Source organism: Azonexus sp. IMCC34842 (assembly GCF_050368855.1).
In the GTDB taxonomy this organism is placed as follows: Bacteria; Pseudomonadota; Gammaproteobacteria; order Burkholderiales; family Rhodocyclaceae; genus Azonexus; species Azonexus denitrificans_A.
Genome location: NZ_CP178449.1, coordinates 579,016 through 597,766, shown reverse-complemented (window position 1 = coordinate 597,766; position 18,751 = coordinate 579,016). Strand labels below are relative to the sequence as shown.

Annotated in this window: 16 protein-coding genes; 4 read left to right on the top strand and 12 right to left on the bottom strand. The window is 63.8% G+C overall.

The window, feature by feature from the left end:
- Position 1: 1 nt before the first annotated feature.
- Genes ACLIKD_RS02805 through ACLIKD_RS02785 form a run of 5 tightly spaced genes read right to left on the bottom strand, consistent with a single transcriptional unit; the run spans position 2 to position 4,476 of the window.
- A complete protein-coding gene (locus tag ACLIKD_RS02805) occupies positions 2 to 649 on the bottom strand; it encodes a LutC/YkgG family protein (RefSeq protein WP_428827085.1) in 648 nt (215 codons plus the stop codon).
- Positions 646 to 1,602, bottom strand: a complete 957-nt coding sequence (locus ACLIKD_RS02800; protein ID WP_428827084.1) for a D-2-hydroxyacid dehydrogenase — start codon at positions 1,600 to 1,602, stop codon at positions 646 to 648. Before ACLIKD_RS02800 ends, ACLIKD_RS02805 begins: the two co-directional genes overlap by 4 nt.
- Positions 1,602 to 2,300 (bottom strand): aldehyde dehydrogenase family protein, encoded by a 699-nt coding sequence (locus ACLIKD_RS02795; protein WP_428827083.1) that lies wholly within the window; start codon positions 2,298 to 2,300, stop codon positions 1,602 to 1,604. The genes ACLIKD_RS02800 and ACLIKD_RS02795 overlap by 1 nt, the downstream gene beginning before the upstream one ends.
- Before the next feature lie 2 nt (positions 2,301 to 2,302).
- On the bottom strand, positions 2,303 to 3,745 hold the full coding sequence (locus tag ACLIKD_RS02790; RefSeq protein ID WP_428827082.1) for a lactate utilization protein B: 1,443 nt from the start codon (positions 3,743 to 3,745) through the stop codon (positions 2,303 to 2,305).
- Positions 3,745 to 4,476 (bottom strand): (Fe-S)-binding protein, encoded by a 732-nt coding sequence (locus tag ACLIKD_RS02785; protein ID WP_428827081.1) that lies wholly within the window; start codon positions 4,474 to 4,476, stop codon positions 3,745 to 3,747. Before ACLIKD_RS02785 ends, ACLIKD_RS02790 begins: the two co-directional genes overlap by 1 nt.
- Before the next feature lie 64 nt (positions 4,477 to 4,540).
- Between ACLIKD_RS02785 and ACLIKD_RS02780 the strand changes: the two genes are divergently transcribed.
- The gene (locus ACLIKD_RS02780) at positions 4,541 to 5,335 is read left to right on the top strand and encodes an IclR family transcriptional regulator (RefSeq protein ID WP_428828373.1); all 795 of its coding nucleotides are present in this window, start codon (positions 4,541 to 4,543) and stop codon (positions 5,333 to 5,335) included.
- Positions 5,336 to 5,375: 40 nt separating this feature from the next.
- Here the strand turns inward: ACLIKD_RS02780 and pbpG are convergent, their stop codons facing one another.
- Both pbpG and ACLIKD_RS02770 read right to left on the bottom strand, forming a co-directional pair.
- Positions 5,376 to 6,419, bottom strand: a complete 1,044-nt coding sequence (gene pbpG / locus ACLIKD_RS02775) for a D-alanyl-D-alanine endopeptidase (protein WP_428827080.1) — start codon at positions 6,417 to 6,419, stop codon at positions 5,376 to 5,378.
- Positions 6,420 to 6,521: 102 nt separating this feature from the next.
- Complete coding sequence (locus ACLIKD_RS02770; RefSeq protein ID WP_226418770.1) at positions 6,522 to 8,801, bottom strand: NADP-dependent malic enzyme; 2,280 nt, start codon at positions 8,799 to 8,801, stop codon at positions 6,522 to 6,524.
- Between the two features lie 243 nt (positions 8,802 to 9,044).
- Here ACLIKD_RS02770 and ACLIKD_RS02765 point away from each other — a divergent pair, with 243 nt between their 5' ends.
- A complete protein-coding gene (locus tag ACLIKD_RS02765) occupies positions 9,045 to 10,889 on the top strand; it encodes a phosphoenolpyruvate carboxykinase (GTP) (RefSeq protein ID WP_226418769.1) in 1,845 nt (614 codons plus the stop codon).
- A gap of 64 nt (positions 10,890 to 10,953) precedes the next feature.
- Positions 10,954 to 12,114: a pyridoxal phosphate-dependent aminotransferase gene (locus ACLIKD_RS02760; protein ID WP_428827079.1), complete on the top strand. Its 1,161-nt coding sequence runs from the start codon at positions 10,954 to 10,956 to the stop codon at positions 12,112 to 12,114.
- Here the strand turns inward: ACLIKD_RS02760 and ampD are convergent.
- The 5 genes from ampD to ACLIKD_RS02735 all read right to left on the bottom strand — a co-directional run bounded on the left by ampD (position 12,091) and on the right by ACLIKD_RS02735 (position 16,400).
- Positions 12,091 to 12,654, bottom strand: coding sequence for a 1,6-anhydro-N-acetylmuramyl-L-alanine amidase AmpD (gene ampD / locus ACLIKD_RS02755; RefSeq protein WP_428827078.1), 564 nt, complete (start codon positions 12,652 to 12,654; stop codon positions 12,091 to 12,093). The two genes, ACLIKD_RS02760 and ampD, sit on opposite strands and share 24 nt — an antisense overlap.
- Positions 12,654 to 14,006 (bottom strand): sigma-54-dependent transcriptional regulator, encoded by a 1,353-nt coding sequence (locus ACLIKD_RS02750; protein ID WP_428827077.1) that lies wholly within the window; start codon positions 14,004 to 14,006, stop codon positions 12,654 to 12,656. Before ACLIKD_RS02750 ends, ampD begins: the two co-directional genes overlap by 1 nt.
- Entirely contained in the window at positions 13,964 to 15,574 is a 1,611-nt protein-coding gene (locus ACLIKD_RS02745) for a sensor histidine kinase (RefSeq protein WP_428827076.1), read from the bottom strand. The genes ACLIKD_RS02750 and ACLIKD_RS02745 overlap by 43 nt, the downstream gene beginning before the upstream one ends.
- A complete protein-coding gene (locus ACLIKD_RS02740; protein ID WP_226418764.1) occupies positions 15,574 to 15,807 on the bottom strand; it encodes a PP0621 family protein in 234 nt (77 codons plus the stop codon). Before ACLIKD_RS02740 ends, ACLIKD_RS02745 begins: the two co-directional genes overlap by 1 nt.
- Positions 15,808 to 15,914: 107 nt before the next feature.
- On the bottom strand, positions 15,915 to 16,400 hold the full coding sequence (locus tag ACLIKD_RS02735; RefSeq protein ID WP_226418763.1) for a hypothetical protein: 486 nt from the start codon (positions 16,398 to 16,400) through the stop codon (positions 15,915 to 15,917).
- A gap of 217 nt (positions 16,401 to 16,617) precedes the next feature.
- On the opposite strand from ACLIKD_RS02735, the gene ovoA reads away from it, so the two are divergent.
- A complete protein-coding gene (gene ovoA / locus ACLIKD_RS02730; RefSeq protein WP_428827075.1) occupies positions 16,618 to 18,729 on the top strand; it encodes a 5-histidylcysteine sulfoxide synthase in 2,112 nt (703 codons plus the stop codon).
- Positions 18,730 to 18,751: the final 22 nt, after the last annotated feature.

Below are 18,751 nucleotides of genomic sequence, written 5' to 3'. Positions count from 1 at the left end.
CTTACGCCCCGGCGATCAGTATCAGATGCACCCGGCACGGCCCGTGGGCGCCAAGGACGATGGTTTGCTCGATGTCGCCGGTGCGTGACGGACCGGAAATGAAATTGATCGCCCGCGGCAACCTGTCGCGTTCGGCGCGCAGCAACGCAAAGGCGTCTTCCATGGTGGCGACGATGCGCGACACCGGAACCAGGGCAATGTGGGTTTCCGGCAACAGGCTGACCGTCGCCGGCGTCTGCGCGCCGGAGAGCAGCATCAGCGTGCCGGTTTCGGCAATGGCGCAGAAACAACCGGAAATCCCGACCCGGTCGGCATCGACCGCCGGCCGGGCGGCGACGGCAAGACCGCTGGCCGCCCAAGCGAAGTCGGCGAGGTCCGGGCTGATCACCGCCTGCAGACCAAGGCCACCGGCCGCCAGATAGCGCACCACGGCAGCCGGCGCGGCATTCGCTTCGACCACGCTATCGACGCTGCTCGCCAGGCTTTCCGCCTTGGCCTGAAAACGGGCCGCCAGTTCGTTACCGATGCTCGGCTGTGGGCCACAGGTCCGGCCTGCCAGATAAGCTTCGGCCACCGCCCGGCGGGCGGCGAAATCGTCCTTGCCGACGCCGGCCCGGACGCGCCCGAGAATCTCGTCCTTGGCGCTCATATCACCCGATTCTGCGGCGTGCCGGCGACGAAAGCTTCGATATTGGCGATCAGCTGGTCGGCCAGCGCCTGCATCGCCGGCCGACTAGCCCAGGCGACATGCGGCGTGAGCAGAAAATTGGGCAGCGCGAGCAATTCCGGATCAACCATCGGATGCCCGGCCGGCGGCGGCTCGGCGCTCAGCACGTCGAAGCCGGCGCCGCCGATCCAGCCCTCCTTCAACGCCCGGACGAGGGCCGGCTCGTCGACGATGCCGCCACGCGCGGTATTAATCAGCAGCGCCGAGCGCTTCATCTGCCGCAATTCGGCTTCGCCGATCAAGCCCAGGGTTTCCGGCGTCAGCGGGCAATGCAGGCTGATCACGTCGGCCTCGGCGAGAACCTCCGCGAAAGCCGTGTAACCCGGCCGCACGGTTGCGGTCGCCCGGCGTTCGGCGCGCAACACGCGCATGCCGAAGGCTTCGGCCAGGCGAACCACGCCATTGCCGAGACTGCCGCTACCGATCAGGCCGAGAGTCGCACCGTGCAAGTCGCGAATCGGATGATCGAACAGGCAGAACTGCCCGGACTGCTGCCAGCCCCCGGCCTGCACCGTCGCCCGCCAGGCGAACAGGTTGCGCGACAGCGCGAGGATCAGCGCCAGCACATGTTCGGGCACGGTGTGTTCGGCATAGCCGCGAATGTTGCTGACGACGATGCCGCGGGCCTTGCAGGCCTCCAGATCGACGATGTTGGTGCCGGTCGCCGCGACCGCCACCATTTTCAGGTCGGGCAGCGCGTGCACTGCCGCCGCCGGCAAAGGCACCTTGTTGATGATGGCGATGGTCGCCCCGGCCAGCCGGTCGACGACCTGCTCCGGCGAGGTTCGCGGATACTCCTCCCAGACATGGGCGAAAGATGGCCGCCGCACGTCGGCGATCATCGATGCGCTCTCCAGGTAGACGATGCGCTGCATCAGGCCGGCAACATCACATACGGTGTGCCGGCGGCGTCGGCAATCGCCCCGATATCTACGCCGAGCGCCGCATTGCCGCGATAGACCAGGCGATCGATACCGGCGGTGCACAAGCCGTCGATGGCCGCGGTATCGCCCTGCAGCAGATTGAGCACGCCGGCCGGCCACTCGGCGCGCGCCGACAGCTCGCACAGCGCATAAGCCGCCGACGGGGCGCGTGGACTCGGTTTGACGACCACGGTGGCACCGGCCATCAGGGCCGGGGCAATCACTTCGGCAATATTGGCCAGCGGGCGCGCGGCATCGGTGACCAGCGCGAAGACGCCGGTTTCGCCCACCGCCGCCCCGCGCAATGCCGCGACCGCAGCGGCCACCTCGGCACTGGCGGCGGCTTCGTCGATGGCGACGTCCTGCATCAACAACTTGGCGAAATGGCCGGTGTAATTCTCCAGCGCATCGGCCAGCTTGGCCAGGCAAACGCGGCGGGGCGCCAGGCCCATCTCGGCCCAAGTCGTCTGCGCCGCCCGCGCCGCCGTTACCGCCGCCGTTGCTTCGTTTGTCCCGCACAACGGCACACGGCGAAGGGATTCGCCGGTCGTCGGATGGGTCACGTTGTAGAACGATTCAGTAACGGTGAGAAAGGCGTGGCCATTGATCCACAGGGGGATGGCCAGCGGGCCGTCGGGGGAAAATTCCATGCTCAAACTCTCTTTCTTGCTGCGTAAAGTTCGTGAAAAGTCCTGCCCGACGCCACCGGCAGATCGCGTCCTGCGGTCCACGCCGGCGCCAGGCCAAAAATTCGAATGCGCCCACTGCCCTCGGCCAACCAGTCGAGATAACGCGCCGCCCGGCGAGCCACCCAGCTGTACAGTGCGGGCCGCCCGGCCACCCAGGCCCAGGCCTTGAGCGCCAGTCGCTCGGACCACGGGCGCAGACCGCGCTCATTCTGCTCCTCGCGCAGCCGGCGCATCAGCTCGGGCAGCGGAATCCTGACCGGGCAAACGACGCCGCACTGGTTGCAGCCGGTCGATGCATGCGGCAGATCGAGCGCGTTCTCGATACCGGTGTATAGCGGCGTCAGCACCGAACCCATCGGCCCCGGATAAACCCAGCCGTAGGCATGGCCGCCGAGCGAAAAGTACACCGGGCAATGGTTCATGCAGGCGCCGCACCGGATGCAGCGCAGCATGTCCTGGTACGGCGAGCCGAGCAGCGCGGCGCGGCCGTTGTCGACCAGGATGAAAACGGTTTTCTCCGGGCCGTCGCTGTCGCCCGGCTGCTTGGTCCCGGTCAGCAGCGACACATAGTTGGAAATCGTCTGGCCGGTGGCCGACCGCGGCAGCAGGCGCATCAGTGTCGCGAAGTCCTGCAGCGTCGGGACGATCTTCTCGATACCGGTAATCACCACATGCACCTTGGGCAGCGTCGTCACCATCCGGCCGTTGCCTTCATTGGTGACCAGCGCCGCCGTACCGCTTTCGGCGATCAGGAAATTGGCGCCGGTAATCCCCATTTCGGCGCTCAGGAAATGCTGGCGCAGCACGCCACGGGCCTCGCGCGCCATCGCCGGAATATCGACCGACGAGCGGGCCTCGACCGGCCGGCCGTGCTCCTTGGCGAACAGCGCCTCGACTTCGCCTATCGTCTTGTGCACCGCCGGGGCGATGATGTGCGAGGGGGTCTCCCCGGCCAGTTGGACGATGTATTCGCCGAGGTCGGTTTCGACGGGCCGGATGCCGGCAGCGGCCAGCGCCTCGTTCAGATGCGCTTCTTCCGAAAGCATGGATTTCGACTTGATGGCCTTGGTCACGCCATGCCGGCGGGCCACGTCGATCACCAGATCGCAGATTTCATCGCCATCGCGGGCCCACAGCACTTCCGCCCCGCTGGCCCGGGCCCGTTCCTCGAAGATGTCGAGCCAGACATCGAGATCGCGCAGCACGCGGTTGCGGATCTCCTCGCTGGCCAGCCGCAAGGCTTCGAATTCGAGGCCATCCTCGGCCAGCGCCGCGATGCCCTTGGCGCGCTTGCCGACGAACAGCGGCTTGGCTTTCTGCAGGGCTTGCTGCAGAACCTTGTCGCGCACCTTGGCCCCGGCTCGCGCCTGAAAGAACATCGCCTGCGAGTGTTTCGCGCCGGTCATCAATTTTCGCTGCCGCCGGCCAGCACTTCGGCGATGTGCAGAACCCGCGTTGTTTCGTCGCCGCGGCGGCGCAAGCGGCCTTCAATGTTGATCAAGCAGCCGAGGTCGCCACCGACCACCGCAGCGGCACCGACGCTGGCAATCGAGGCGCACTTGCGGTCGACGATCTCCGTCGACACCTCGCCGAACTTGACCGAGAAAGCGCCGCCAAAGCCGCAACACTCCTCGCAATCCGGCATCTCCTGCAAGCTCAGGCCGCGCACCTTCAACAGCAGTTGCCGCGGCTGCTGCTTGATACCCAGCGCACGCAAACCCTTGCATGAGTCGTGATAGGTCACCTGGCCGGCGAATTCGCCGGGCGGTGCAGAAAAATGCAGGACATCGGCGAGAAAAGCCGTCAGCTCGAAGCAGCGCGCGGCCAGCGCCCGGGCCCGCGGCCCCCAGGCCGGGTCATCGGCGAACAGCAGCGGATAGACATTGCGCACCTGGTCGGTGCAGGAACCGGAAGGAATCACCACGTAATCGTAGTCTTCCAACTCGGCGATCGCCTTGCGTGCCAGATCGATTGCTGCACTGCGATTTCCCGCACTCCAGGCCGGTTGACCGCAGCACGTCTGGCCCTCCGGAACGATCACTTCGCAGCCGGCCGCCTCGAGCAGGCGCAGGCTCGCGAAGCCGATGGATGGACGCATCAGGTCGACCAGACAGGTGACGTAGAGGGCTAAGCGCATGCTAATATTGCGGCGCACAAGAAAATAAAGTGGCTAATGCTACTCAAACGGCACCAATAAAGGAATCCAGTTGTCTGAAGCTGCCAGCGGGCCGGTCAAAAATCCCGGCTCCATCCAGGTCATCGAGCGCATGATTTCGCTGCTCGACGCGCTCGCCGACTCACCCGAACCGGCCAGCCTGAAGCAACTGGCCGCCGCGACCGAACTCCATCCGTCGACCGCCCACCGCATTCTCGCCGCAATGAGCAATGCGCGCTTTGTCGAACGTCAAGACGCCGGCACCTATCAGTTGGGCATTCGCCTGCTCGAACTCGGCGCCATCGTCAAATCGCGCATCAACCTGCGCGAAGTGGCGCAGCCCTTCATGCAGGAGCTGCACGAAAAGATTGGCGAGGCGATCAACCTCGGCAGCCGCCACGATGACGAAATCGTCTATCTCGAACGCACCTCCTCGGGTCGCTCGCTGGTCCGCGTCGTCTATCTCGTCGGCGGCCGCGCGCCGCTGCATCTGACCTCGCTCGGCAAGCTGTTTCTGGCCGCCGACGGCGCCCAGAAGGTTCGCGACTACGCCAAGCGCACCGGCCTGCCCGGCAAGACGCCGCACTCGTTGACCACCCTCACGGCGCTGGAAAAGGAACTCGACAAGGTGCGCCGGCACGGCGTCGCCTACGACGACGAGGAGGCCGAACTCGGTCTCAAGTGCGTCGCCGCGCCGATTCACGACGATGAAGGCAATGTCGTCGCCGCGCTGTCGGTATCCGCCCCGGCCGACCGCCACGACCCAAACTGGGCCGATCAGGTCAGGCAGGCGGCTGATGCCGTTTCGCACGCCCTCGGCTACACCCGCCCGAAAAAATAAAGGCCGCCCTGCGGCGGCCTTCAATCGGCAGTTCAGGCCATCAGGCCGGGCGACGTTCCTGGCTCAGGCTGGCACTTTCCATCCAGCGCTTGATCCGGTTGGCGTCGCCGACGCGGGTCATTTTTCCAACCGAGTCGAGCAGCACGATGACCACCGGCTTGTCGGCGACCCTCGCCTGCATCACCAGGCAGCGACCGGCTTCGGAGATATAGCCGGTTTTTGAGACACCGATTTCCCAGTTGTCGCTGCGCACCAGCGCATTGGTGTTGTGGAAATCGGTAATGCGCCCGTTCAATTCAACCTTGGCTTCGGCCGTCGTCGAAGCGGCACGGATTTCCGGGTAGCGCGCCGCTGCCGCAACCATCCGGGCCAGATCATGCGCCGTCGAGACATTGTTGCTGGACAGGCCGGTCGGCTCTTCGAAACGCGAGTTGTACATGCCGAGCGACTGGGCTTTTTTGTTCATGGCATGAACAAAAGCCGGCAGGCCACCGGGGTAATGCCGCCCAAGCGCATTCGCCGCACGGTTTTCCGAAGACATCAGGGCGAGCAGCATCGCCGTTTCGCGGGTCATCGTCGTACCGACCGGCAAGCGGGAGCGGGTGCCTTTGAGGCCGTCGACATCCTCGCTGCCAATGGTGATCAGGTCATGCAAATCGAGCTTGGCATCGAGCACCACCATGGCCGTCATCAGCTTGGAAATCGAGGCAATCGGCAACACCGCATCCGACTGCTTTTCCAGCAAGGCCTGACCGGTATTCTGATCGATGACCAGCGCCGAGGCCGAATAGAGGGCCAGGCGGCCCGGGTCGATATCGACCATCGAGACGCGGCGCACCGATTTCCGCTCATTCGGCGCGACGTGCAAGGACTTGCCGGATGTCTTGACCTGGGTCGATTTGCCCAAAGACTTGGACGGTGCAGCGGCGGTCTTTTTCGGCGATGACTTGCCGACAGTTTTGCCGACTGCCTTTTTGCTTGTCTGCTGTTCAGTTTTCTTGGCTGCCACGGCCTGCGAAGGTCCGCCCAGCCCGGCGCTCAACAGCGCGCTGACGAGCAGCGCGACTTTGATTTTCTGTTTCATTGACGATCTCCTGCGACTCCGGGAAATTGTATCCCAGTTTCGCAGGAGAGGGGGGAACATCAATTAAATTAATCAGATACAACAATAACTTAAAGAACTAATTTATACGGCATCGACAACCGTTAACGCGGTCATGTTCACAATCCGCCGAACCGTCGCGGTCGGCGTCAGAATATGAACCGGTTTGGCCGCGCCCAGCAGGATCGGACCGATGGTCAGATTGTCGCCGGCCGCCACTTTCAGCAGATTGAACGAAATATTCGCGGCATCCAGCGTCGGCATGATCAACAGATTGGCCTGCCCCTTCAGACGCGAATTGGGGAAGGTGGCGCGGCGGATCTGTTCGTCAAGAGCCGCATCGCCGTGCATTTCGCCTTCGACTTCGAGTTCCGGCGCCCGCTGATTGAGGCGCGCCAGGACTTCGCGCATCTTCAGCGAGGTCGGCGTATCTTCGGTGCCGAAGGTCGAATGCGAGAGCAAGGCCACCTTCGGCTGGATGCCGAAATTGCGGATTTCCTCGGCGGCGAGCAGCGTCATGTCGGCCAGTTGCTCGGCGGTCGGGTCGTAATTGACATAGGTATCGCCAATGAACACCGTCCGCTCCGGCAACATCAACAGGTTCATCGCGTAATAGCGATCCAGCCCGGCCTGCGTTCCGATCACGCTCTGCACATATTCGCGGTGCGTTTCGTGGCGACCGAAAGTGCCGCAGATCAGGCCGTCGGCATAGCCGAGGTGGACCATCAGCGAACCATACAGCGTCGCCCGGCGACGCACTTCACGACGGGCGTAATCGGGCGAGACGCCCTTGCGCTCGGTCAGACGGTGATAGGTCTGCCAGAATTCGTCGAAGTGCTCATCGAAGAAGTCGCAATCATCACCGTGGATGATTTCGAAATCCTCGCCTTCGCGGATGCGCAACCCGGCCGCTTCGATCCGCCGGGTGATTTCGCTGCGCCGGCCGATCAGCAGCGGCTGCGCAATGCCTTCGTCGCGCACGACCTGGACGGCCCGCAGCACGCGCTCGTCCTCGCCTTCGGCAAAGACGATGCGTTTTGGCGCCAGCTTGGCCTGCGAGAAGAGCGGCTTCATGATCAGGCCGGAGTGGTAGACGAATTCATTGAGGCCCTGGATGTAGGCGTCCCAATCCTTGATCGGTCGCGTCGCGACACCGGAATCCATGCCGGCCTTGGCGACAGCCGGGGCGATCTTGACGATCAGCCGCGGATCGAAAGGCCGGGGAATCAGATACTCCGGACCAAAGGGGGAAACTTTTTCGCCATAGGCCGAGGCGACAACCTCCGATTGCTCGGCGCGGGCCAGTTCGGCGATGGCCTTGACGGCGGCCATCTTCATTTCTTCGGTAATCGTCGTCGCCCCGACATCGAGGGCGCCGCGGAAAATGAAGGGGAAACAGAGCACGTTATTGACCTGGTTCGGATAGTCCGAGCGGCCGGTACAGATGATGGCGTCGCTACGCACGCTTCTGACCAGTTCCGGGGAGATTTCCGGGGTCGGATTGGCGAGCGCCATGATCATCGGGTTGGCCGCCATCTTGGCCACCATTTCCGGCTTGACCACACCGCCGGCGGACAGACCGAGGAAGACGTCGGCCCCTTCGATCACTTCCGACAGCGTGCGGGCCTCGGTTTGCTTGGCATAACGCGCCTTGATCTCGTCCATTTCCTCGACGCGACCTTCATAGACGACACCCTTGATGTCGGTGACCCAGATGTTGCTGACCGGCGCCCCGAGCATGACCAACAGGTCGAGGCAGGCCAGCGCCGCGGCGCCGGCTCCGGAGGTGACGATCTTGGCGGTCGATAGATCCTTGCCGATCAGGTGCAGGCCATTCAGGATGGCGGCGCCGACGACGATCGCCGTGCCGTGCTGGTCGTCATGGAAGACGGGAATCTTCATTCGCTCGCGCAGCTTCTTCTCGATGTAGAAGCATTCCGGCGCCTTGATGTCTTCGAGGTTGATACCGCCGAAGGTCGGCTCGAGCGAGGCGATGGTATCGATCAGTTTGTCCGGATCGCGCTCGTCGATTTCCAGATCGAAAACGTCGATATTGGCGAACTTCTTGAACAGCACGCCCTTGCCTTCCATCACCGGCTTGGCGGCAAGCGGGCCGATGGCGCCGAGGCCGAGGACGGCCGTGCCGTTGGTGATGACGCCGACCAGATTGGCGCGCGAAGTCAAGGTGCTGACTTCGGCCGGATTGGCGACGATTTCTTCGCAGGCAAACGCCACGCCGGGCGAATAAGCCATCGACAGGTCGTACTGATTGGTCAGTTGCTTGATCGGGGTGACCGCAATTTTGCCCGGCTTGGGCTGGCGGTGGTAATAGAGCGCGGCTTCGCGCAATTGACGGGAATCCATGTCTGCCTCCGTTTTATATCGTGAAATGCAATTTCGAATCGCGAAAGATCATATCATGCATTGAAGGTACTTTCACCCCCGGTAGTCACGTAGCGCCACAAAGTCAAGTGGATGTAAACCCTGAGTTGAGGCATAATTATGGGCTTCCCAGCCGACGGCCTTCAGCCGCTATCAGTCTTGGTGGTGGCCCCCGGCGACTGGCGTTAAACCTAGCTATTTCAGTAACTTGGAGAGAGACACCCCATGACCGCACCGCTGAATGCACCAGATTACGTCAAACATGAAGGCCTGAAAAAATGGGTCGCCGAAATCGCCGCCCTGACCCAGCCGGACCGCATCCACTGGGCCGACGGATCGCAGGAAGAGTATGACCGCTTGTGTGCCGAAATGGTAGAAGCCGGCACCTTTATCAAACTGAACGAAGCGAAGCGCCCGAATTCCTACCTCGCCTTCTCCGACCCGTCCGACGTCGCCCGCGTCGAAGACCGCACCTACATTTGCTCCGCCAAAAAAGAAGACGCCGGCCCGACCAATAACTGGGAAGAACCTGCCGTCATGCGCGAAACCCTGAACGGCCTGTTCAAGGGCTGCATGAAGGGCCGCACGATGTATGTCATTCCGTTCAGCATGGGCCCGCTCGGTTCGCCGATCGCCCACATCGGTTTCGAAATCACCGACTCGGCCTACGTCGTCACCAACATGCGCACGATGACCCGCATGGGCAAAAAGGTGTTTGACGTGCTCGGCAGCGACGGCGAATTCGTCCCCTGCATCCACACCGTCGGCGCGCCGCTCGAGCCGGGCCAAAAAGACAGCAAGTGGCCGTGCAACCCGACCGTCAAGTACATCGTGCACTACCCGGAAACCCGCGAAATCTGGTCCTACGGTTCCGGCTACGGCGGCAACGCCCTGCTCGGCAAGAAGTGCTTCGCCCTGCGCATCGCTTCCAACATGGCGCGCGAACAAGGCTGGCTGGCCGAACACATGTTGATCCTCGGCGTCGAGTCGCCGGAAGGCGAAAAGTCCTACGTCGCCGCCGCCTTCCCGTCGGCCTGCGGCAAGACCAATTTCGCCATGCTGATTCCGCCGAAGACCCTCGACGGCTGGAAGATCACCACCATCGGCGACGACATCGCCTGGATCAAGCCGCGTGTCGACAAGGACGGCGTCACCCGCTTCTACGCCATCAACCCGGAAGCCGGCTTCTTCGGCGTCGCCCCGGGCACCTCGGAAAAGACCAACTTCAACGCGCTGGCCACGTTGAAGGAAAACATCATCTTCACCAACGTCGCGCTGACCGACGACGGCGACGTCTGGTGGGAAGGCCTGACCAAGCAGGCCCCGGATCACCTGATCGACTGGCAGGGCAAGGACTGGACGCCGGAAGACGGCAAGGCCGGCAAGAAGGCCGCCCATGCCAATTCCCGCTTCACCGCGCCGGCTGCCCAGTGCCCGTCGGTTGATAGCGCCTGGGAAGATCCGGCCGGCGTGCCGATTTCCGCCTTCATCTTCGGCGGCCGTCGCGCCACCACCGTGCCGCTGGTATACGAAGCTTTCAACTGGAACTACGGCGTCTACATGGCCGCCACCCTCGGTTCCGAAACCACCGCTGCCGCCTTCGGCCAGCAGGGTGTTGTCCGCCGCGACCCGTTCGCCATGCTGCCGTTCTGCGGCTACCACATGGGCGACTACTTCAACCATTGGCTGAAGATGGGCAAGACCGTCGATGCAGCGCCGAAGATCTTCTGCGTGAACTGGTTCCGGATGAACGAAAAGGGCGAATTCATGTGGCCTGGCTTCGGCGACAACATGCGTGTCCTGAAGTGGATCGTTCAGCGTTGCAAGGGTACCGTCAGCGCCAAGGAAACCGTGCTCGGCTGGATGCCGCAATTCTCCGATATCGACTGGACCGGTCTGGAAATCACCAAGGCCGAGTTCGACGGCCTGACCAAGATCGACGCCGATGCCTGGAAGGCCGAACTGGCCGGCCACAAGGAGTGGTTCGACAAGATGGGCGAGAAGCTGCCGCGTGAATTCACGTTGAAGCGTGAGCTGTTCGAAATGGGCATCTTCAAGGATGCTGCCTGATCTTCGCCGCTAAGCTATGATCGAACGGCCACCTGCGGGTGGCCGTTTTCATTTGGAGAGCCTTATGTATCGTCCCGCTCAACGCATCGCCGAGATCGCCCCTTTCCATGTCGTCGAACTGCTGACCCGCGCCCGCCAGCTCGAAGCCGAAGGCCGCGACATCATTCACATGGAAGTCGGCGAACCCGACTTCCCGACGCCGGAACCGATCGCCAAGGCGGCCATCGCAGCGATTCAAGGCGGCAAGACGCTGTACACCGAGGCGCTCGGCCTGCCCGAACTGCGCGAGGCGATCGCCGGCTTTTATCGTCAGCGCTACGGCGTCGCGGTGCCGGCCAGCCGCATCGCGGTGACCAACGGCGCTTCCGGCGCGCTCAACCTGGCTTTCGCCTGCCTGGCCGATCCGGGCAGCGAATGGCTGCTAGCCGACCCGGGCTACCCGTGCAACCGACACATTTTGCGCACTTACGAAGGGCGACCGCTGAACATCCCGGTCGGCCCGCAAACCAACTTCCAGCCGACGCCCGAATTGCTGCAGCAACACTGGACGGCGCAAACCGCCGGCCTGCTCGTCGCCTCGCCGGCCAACCCGACCGGCACGCTGCTGACGCTGGATGAAATCCGGGCGCTCGCCGCCGTCTGCCGCCAAAAGAACGCTCACTTCCTGGTCGACGAGATTTACCATGGTCTGACTTACGAATGTAACGCCCCCTCCGCCTGCGCCGCCGGCGAGGACATCTGGGTCATCAACAGTTTCTCGAAGTATTTCCAGATGACCGGCTGGCGCCTTGGCTGGATGGTCATCCCCGAGCCCTATGTCCGCGATGTCGAGAAACTCGCCCAGAACCTCGTGCTCTGCCCGTCGACGCCAGCCCAGTACGCCGCGCTGGCGGCCTTCGAGCCGGCCACCATCGCGATCCTCGAAGCGCGTCGCAGTGAGTTCCGCAAGCGCCGCGATTTCCTGGCGCCGGCCCTGGAAAGCATCGGCTTCCGGATCACCGCCCGGCCGGAAGGCGCCTTTTACCTGTATTGCGATTGTTCGGCGCTGAGCGGCGACAGTTTCGCGCTGGCCCGCGACCTGCTCGAAAAGACCGGGGTTGCGGCAACGCCGGGACTGGATTTCGGCAGCAACGAACCGGAAAAACACATCCGTTTTGCCTACACCACCGGCGTCGACCGGCTGGCCGAAGCGGCCGAGCGCCTACGCCGCTACTTCGGCCGGTAAAGCCAGCGCCGGATAACGGGCGGCCAGCGCCGCCCAGTCGAAACAAGGCCCCGGATCGCTCTTCCGCCCGGGCGCCACGTGGCAGTGACCGGCGACGGCGGCAATCGGGTAGCGTGCCTGCACGGCATCGAGCAGGGGCCACAGAGCGGCATACTGGGCGCCGCTGAAAGGCTGCGTATCAGAACCTTCCAGCTCGATCCCCACCGAGTAGTCGTTGCAGTTGTCGCGTTCGCCCCAGCACGAATTGCCGGCATGCCAGGCGCGCTGGTCGCAGCCGACAAACTGGATGACCCGGCCGTCGCGCCGGACATAGAAATGCGCCGAGACCTGGAGATCGGCGATCGTTGCGAAGTACGGGTGGGCCGCCGGATCAAGCTGGTTGAGAAAGAATTTCTCGACCCAGTCGCCGCCGAATTCGTCGGGCGGCAGGCTGATGTTATGGATGACGACCAGCGACACCGCGCCAACCGGCCGCTCGCCGAAATTCGGCGACGCCAGCCAAGTCACCCCCTCCAGCCAGCCGTTGGCCTGCCAGTTCATCAGTCGATGCCCAGCCGTTCCAGGCGATAGCGCATCGAGCGGAACGTCACCCCGAGCAGGCGGGCCGCCGCCGTGCGGTTGCCCTCGGTTTTCTGCAAGGCTTCGAGGATGGCCTGGCGCTCCAGGCGATTCAGGTAGTCGTCGAGCGTTTCGCTGCCGCGCCCGACGGCCTCGTCGGCCGCTTCTTCCGGATCAAGATGGAGATCCTCGCCCTCGATGCCGTCGCTCGAACTGAGCGCGGTGGCGCGCTCTAGGATGTTTTCCAGTTCACGCACATTGCCGGGGAAGGAGTACAACTCGAGCGCCTTCAAGGCTCCGGCCGACAAACGCGGATGCGCCTCGCCACAGAGGCGGCGGAGGATCGAGTCGACCAGCGGCGCGATGTCTTCGACCCGCTCGCGCAGCGGCGGCATGCGCAATTCGATGACATTCAGGCGGTAATACAAATCCTGGCGGAAACTGCCTTTGTCGACGCAGTCGCGCAAATTGCGGTGCGTCGCGCAGATGATCCGCACATCGACGGCCTCCTCGGCGACGCAGCCGACCTTGCGGACACGCTTTTCCTGAATGGCGCGGAGCAGTTTGACCTGCATGGCGAGCGGCAGATCGGCCACTTCGTCGAGAAACAGCGTGCCGCCGTTGGCCGCCTGGAAGAAACCTTCGCGGTCGCTGTCGGCGCCGGTGAAAGCGCCTTTCCGGTAACCGAAGAACTCGCTCTCCATCAGGTTTTCCGGAATCGCCCCGCAATTCACCGGGACGAACGGCCCGGCGCTGCGCGCGCTGCGCGTATGGATCAGGCGGGCCGCCAGTTCCTTGCCGCTGCCTGATTCGCCGGAAATGTAGATCGGCGCCTGGCTGCGCGCCAGCTTCTCGATCATCGCCCGCACCTGCTGCATGCTCGGCGAATCGCCGATCAGCGACTGCAGGGGATCGACGCTCTCAGACCCGCCATCCGGCAGGCGCAGCGCCGATTTGACCAGGGCACGCAGCTGCTCGAGGCCAACCGGTTTGGCCAGATAGTCGAACGCCCCGGCCTTCAGCGCGGCCACCGCATTCTCGGCGCTGCCGAAGGCGGTGATCACGGCGACTGGCGTCTGGGCATGATGCTCGCCAATATGGCGGACGATATCCAGCCCCTCGCCGTCCGGCAGGCGCATATCGGTCAGACACAGCTGAAAGCTCCCGGCGCTCAGTGCCGCCCGCGCCTCGGCCACCGAACCGACGCACTCGGCGGCCAGTCCCATGCGGGCCAGCGTCAGGTCGATCAGTTCGCGGATATCGGCTTCGTCATCGACGACAAGAATCCGCGTCAGTTCGCCGCGCGGACGTCGTTCGGTTCTGGCAACAGACACGTGTCGTTTCTCCCAACAATAATGAAATGCCCGCCACTCGGCGCTGACGCCAGTTGCAGGCTGGCCCCGTTGGCCACGCACAACTCGCGGGCGATGAACAACCCCAGCCCGGTGCCCTGGTGGTGGGTCGTGAAGAACGGCTCGAATACCTGCTCGCGAACCGACTCCGGGACGCCGGGACCATCGTCCACGACATGCAATTCTACCCGCCCCTCGCCATTTGCACCGACCGTGGCGATGCGCACCGCCCCCGGGCCGCGGCTGGAATGGCGAAAGCCGTTGCTGACCAGATTCCACAAGACCTGATGCAGGTGCGACCGGTCGAAACAGATGGCCGAGCCGGCGGACATCTCCAGGCGGACCGCGTCGGCCGGCAGATTTTCGGCCGCCAGGAAGTGTTCGACGAAGGCGCTGCAAAACTCGTCGAGATGCACCAGTTCCGGCTGGGCCCGCTGTTGCCGACCGAGTTCCAGCACGTCCTTGACGATGCGGTCGAGACGGACGACGTTGTCGTTCAGGATGCGCAACAGGCGATCCTGCATTTCCCCGCGACGCTCCTCGCGCAGCAATTCGCCGGCATGGCTGATAGCCGACAGCGGATTGCGGATTTCGTGGGCGATGCTGGCGGTCAGCCGTCCGAGCGAAGCCAGTTTCATCTGCTGGGCGCGATCCTTGAGCCGCCCGACATCTTCGAGAAAGACCAGGACCTCGCCGTCGGAACTGGTGGTTCGGGCAAAACGGGCGTGCAGCTCGCCCCCTTCCGCCGCGCAAAACTGCACCGCCTCATGGCCGGCGCCCGCCCCCCAGGCGTCCAGCGCGGCGGCCAGGGCCGGCGCACTGGACGTCAGACTCACCGCGCCCGCCTCCGGCAAGCCGAGCATTGTCCGGGCCACCGGATTGTGCCGGACGACCAGGCCATTGGCGCCAACGATCAGCACACCATCCTGCATCCGTTCGACGACGCGCTGACTGATGCGGATCTGGTTGTCGAGCGCGATGCCACGCCGCCGCGCCAGATCTTCATTGACCATCGCCCGCTGGCCGAGCAGCCGGGCGAGGATGGCGGTAGCAAAAAAACCGGCCGACAGAAAGCCGGCCTGGACCACCGAAGCCGAATCGAAATCGGCGGCAAAGACCCCGTAGATCTCGCTGGACAGCACCGCCAGCGTCGCCTGCGCGGCGTAGAACAAGACCAGCCGGCCGCGCCCGACCAGACTGGCCGCCGCCAGCGAGACCAGCAGCAGGATGCCGAGGCCGCTGCCGACCCCGCCGGCGAGATACATCATCAGGCTGACCACGGTGACGTCGAACAGCACCTGCAACGACAACTGGAAGTTGAAGCGTTTTTGCCAATAAGTCGACAGCAGCAGCCCGCCGATCACTCCGAGCATGTAGCCGCCGGTCAGCGCAAAAATACCGGGCGACGGCAGCAGATTGAGCCGCGCCGTCCATTCGTGCGGGAACAGCATGGTCAGAAAGATCAGGCTGGCCAGCACCAGGCGGTAGGTATTGAAGTACTGGAAGGAGCGCCAGTTGGGCTCCCAGGTCGAGGAAAGCCAGTCGGTCATCAGGACCGCGCGGCGCGCGCCGCATCGCGATGCGCCGGGCTGCAATAAACGGCCTGACCATCGACGACGCTATCGCTCTCCGGCATATGGACCCCGCAATGGGCGCAAACCAGCATTTTTTCCGGCGCCGGATCGCGCCGGACCTTGGCCTCCGGCGGCGGTATCGCACTGCGCTTCTTCCAGCTCCACCAGACAACCGCGAGCAAGGCAAACAACAGCAGGTATTTCATCATCGGGCGCCTAAAAATAAGGTCAATCTTACGTCTTCACCAGCCGAACAGGAAATCGCCGGCACGCCCTGGAGGTGCGGCGGTTCGATCGCTGAGTCGGGCCCAGCCGGTCAGTCGGGCTGGCGGAACTCGTCGTCGATCCAGGCCGTGGCGCTGGCCATGCCAAGCTTGAACTGCGGCCCGACACGCACCTCGGCGAGCAGTTCGCCATCGGCCCCCGAGGCGCCGAGCACGGCGTGCGGATCGTCTTCGTCGGGAACGATGTCGAGGCTGATGGTGAGGCGGCCGGATGGCGTCGCCACCGAGATTTTCTGGTGCAGCATGGCATGCAGATGGTGCTCATGGCGGCGCAGCACTTCCGAAGCCGTCTTGACCAGCGTACCGAAAGCCGTGGCATCGAGCGGCTTGGGATTCTTCTTGTCGCGCCCCATTGTCCACGGGCCGACCAGCGCTGGTTCGGATTCGCCGTCCTTGATCATCGCCACGGCCCAGCCTTCGTCGTCTTCATTCTTGATGACCCGCGCCGTCCACCCCTTGTTGCGCCAGAGCAGCGGCTCGAAGACCGAGTCGGCCTCGTTCATTGTGTTGTCTGTCATGGCTGGATTCCGTTCCGGTCGGGGTGATGCCGCAGACGCTGGCCTGATGATCGGCAGAAGGGGCAGCATGTTGCGGCTTTTCGCCGGACCGATCAACTGTTACCTGCGCCGGCGGCTCACCCGATCGCCGGCACGGCAATCATCATCCGACGCCCAGCCGGTTTTGAACTTAAAATCGGACTCGCCCCTCGAAAACAACTCTCGATCCGGAACCAGCATGAAGCAGACCGCTTTCCCCAGAACGCCCTTGTTGGCGGGCCACGATGCCGAGCAAACGCGCCGGCAGATCCTCGACTACTTTCACGCCACCTTCGATCGCTACGAACAACTGTTCGAGGTGCTGAACGGCGCCGAGGCGTACTACGTCAAGCCGATTGCGCTGCGTCACCCGCTGATTTTCTATTTCGGCCATACCGCCACCTTCTTCATCAACAAGCTGGTGCTGGCCGGCCTGCTGGCGCAGCGCATCGATCCGAAGTTCGAATCGATGTTCGCCATCGGCGTCGATGAAATGAGCTGGGATGACCTCAACGAGGTGCGCTACGACTGGCCGACCATCGACGCCGTTCGCGCCTACCGGCAACAGGTGCGGGCCGCGGTAGACCAGCTGATCCGGACGGCGCCGCTGAGCCTGCCTATCACCTGGGACCACCCGTGGTGGATCATCGTGATGGGGATCGAGCACGAACGCATCCATCTGGAAACCTCGTCGGTACTGATCCGCCAGCATCGATTGTGCTATGTCCAGCCGCACCCGGCCTGGGAGCCTTGCCGGAGCAGCGCGGCGGCGCCGCAGAACGGGCTGGTCGACGTCCCGGCCGCCAGTTTCCGGGTCGGCCGCGAGCGGAGCAATCCGGAAATCTACGGCTGGGATAACGAATTCGGCCGCCATGAGGCGTCCACCGGCGCCTTCCAGGCCAGCCGTCATCTCGTTTCCAATCAGGAATTTCTCGCCTTCGTCGACGCCGGCGGTTATGCCGACGACTCGCTGTGGCCGGCCGAAGGGCTGGCCTGGAAAAAATTCGCCCAGGCCAGCCAGCCGACTTTCTGGATCAAGGATGGCAGCCAGTGGCGCCTCCGGCTGATGCTGGAAGAAGTGGCGATGCCCTGGGACTGGCCGGTGGAAACCAATTACCACGAGGCCAAGGCCTTCTGTAACTGGCAGGCCCGCCGCACCGGCCAGCCGGTACGCCTGCCGAGCGAAGATGAATGGCAGGCGATGCGGCATTTTGCCGGCACCGGCGACCTGCCGCTCGCCCCCCCGGCCGCCGCCAACATCGAACTGGATCATTACGCCTCGGCCTGTCCGGTCGGCCAGTTTGCCCATGGCCCGCTGTTCGACGTCATCGGCAATGTCTGGCAATGGCTGGAAACGCCGACCTATCCGTACGATGGCTTTGCCGTCCATCCGATCTACGACGACTTCACGACGCCGACTTTCGACGACCGTCACAACCTGCTCAAGGGCGGCTCGTGGATTTCCTGCGGCAATGCCGCCGTGCCGCAATCGCGCTACGCCTTCCGCCGCCATTTCTTCCAGCACGCCGGTTTTCGCTATGTCGTCGCCGACGCGCCGGCCAGCCAGCCGGCCTCGCATTACGAAACCGACCGGCTGATCTCGGAGTACATCGAATTCCACTACGGCGACGAATATTTCGCCGTACCCAACTTCCCGCGCGCCCTCGCCCGGCTGGCCATCGAGGCGATGGCCGGCAAACCGGCCGGCAAGGCGCTCGATCTCGGCTGTGCCACCGGCCGCGCCACGTTCGAGCTGGCCCGGCATTTCGATCAGGTCACCGGCATCGACTTCTCGGCCCGCTTCATCGGCGTCGGCACCCAGCTCCAGGAACAGGGCCGCCTACGCTACACGCTGGTCGAGGAAGGCGAGCTGGTCGCCTACAAGGAGTGCGCGCTGGGCGCGCTCGGCCTGGCCGATGTGGCGGCCAAGGTCGAATTCTTCCAGGGCGACGCCTGCAACCTGAAGCCGGTATTCACCGGCTACGACCTGATTCTGGCGGCCAACCTGATCGACCGGCTGTACAGCCCGGCAGCCTTCCTGAAAACCGTGCATGAGCGCCTCAATCCCGGCGGCCTGCTGTTGCTCGCCTCGCCCTACACCTGGCTGGCGGAACATACCAGACGCGAAGAATGGGTCGGCGGCTTCAAGCGGGACGGCGAAAACGTGACCACGCTGAACGGCCTGAAAGCCATGCTGGGCGGTCATTTCCGGCTGGTCGACGGGCCCCGTTCGGTACCCTTCGTGATCCGCGAAACGAAACGGAAATTCCAGCACACGCTGTCCGAAGTGACGATCTGGCAGCGGATTTGACGGGGGCAATTGCTTAAAAGTC

Excerpts from the sequence above, each read along its gene's own strand:
- ACLIKD_RS02805 (WP_428827085.1), bottom strand. The coding sequence starts at position 649 with ATGAGCGCCAAGGACGAGATTCTCGGGCGCGTCCGGGCCGGCGTCGGC.
- ACLIKD_RS02800 (WP_428827084.1), bottom strand. The coding sequence starts at position 1,602 with ATGCAGCGCATCGTCTACCTGGAGAGCGCATCGATGATCGCCGACGTG.
- ACLIKD_RS02795 (WP_428827083.1), bottom strand. The coding sequence starts at position 2,300 with ATGGAATTTTCCCCCGACGGCCCGCTGGCCATCCCCCTGTGGATCAAT.
- ACLIKD_RS02790 (WP_428827082.1), bottom strand. The coding sequence starts at position 3,745 with ATGACCGGCGCGAAACACTCGCAGGCGATGTTCTTTCAGGCGCGAGCC.
- ACLIKD_RS02785 (WP_428827081.1), bottom strand. The coding sequence starts at position 4,476 with ATGCGCTTAGCCCTCTACGTCACCTGTCTGGTCGACCTGATGCGTCCA.
- pbpG (WP_428827080.1), bottom strand. The coding sequence starts at position 6,419 with ATGAAACAGAAAATCAAAGTCGCGCTGCTCGTCAGCGCGCTGTTGAGC.
- ACLIKD_RS02770 (WP_226418770.1), bottom strand. The coding sequence starts at position 8,801 with ATGGATTCCCGTCAATTGCGCGAAGCCGCGCTCTATTACCACCGCCAG.
- ACLIKD_RS02765 (WP_226418769.1), top strand. The coding sequence starts at position 9,045 with ATGACCGCACCGCTGAATGCACCAGATTACGTCAAACATGAAGGCCTG.
- ACLIKD_RS02760 (WP_428827079.1), top strand. The coding sequence starts at position 10,954 with ATGTATCGTCCCGCTCAACGCATCGCCGAGATCGCCCCTTTCCATGTC.
- ampD (WP_428827078.1), bottom strand. The coding sequence starts at position 12,654 with ATGAACTGGCAGGCCAACGGCTGGCTGGAGGGGGTGACTTGGCTGGCG.
- ACLIKD_RS02745 (WP_428827076.1), bottom strand. The coding sequence starts at position 15,574 with ATGACCGACTGGCTTTCCTCGACCTGGGAGCCCAACTGGCGCTCCTTC.
- ACLIKD_RS02740 (WP_226418764.1), bottom strand. The coding sequence starts at position 15,807 with ATGATGAAATACCTGCTGTTGTTTGCCTTGCTCGCGGTTGTCTGGTGG.
- ACLIKD_RS02735 (WP_226418763.1), bottom strand. The coding sequence starts at position 16,400 with ATGACAGACAACACAATGAACGAGGCCGACTCGGTCTTCGAGCCGCTG.
- ovoA (WP_428827075.1), top strand. The coding sequence starts at position 16,618 with ATGAAGCAGACCGCTTTCCCCAGAACGCCCTTGTTGGCGGGCCACGAT.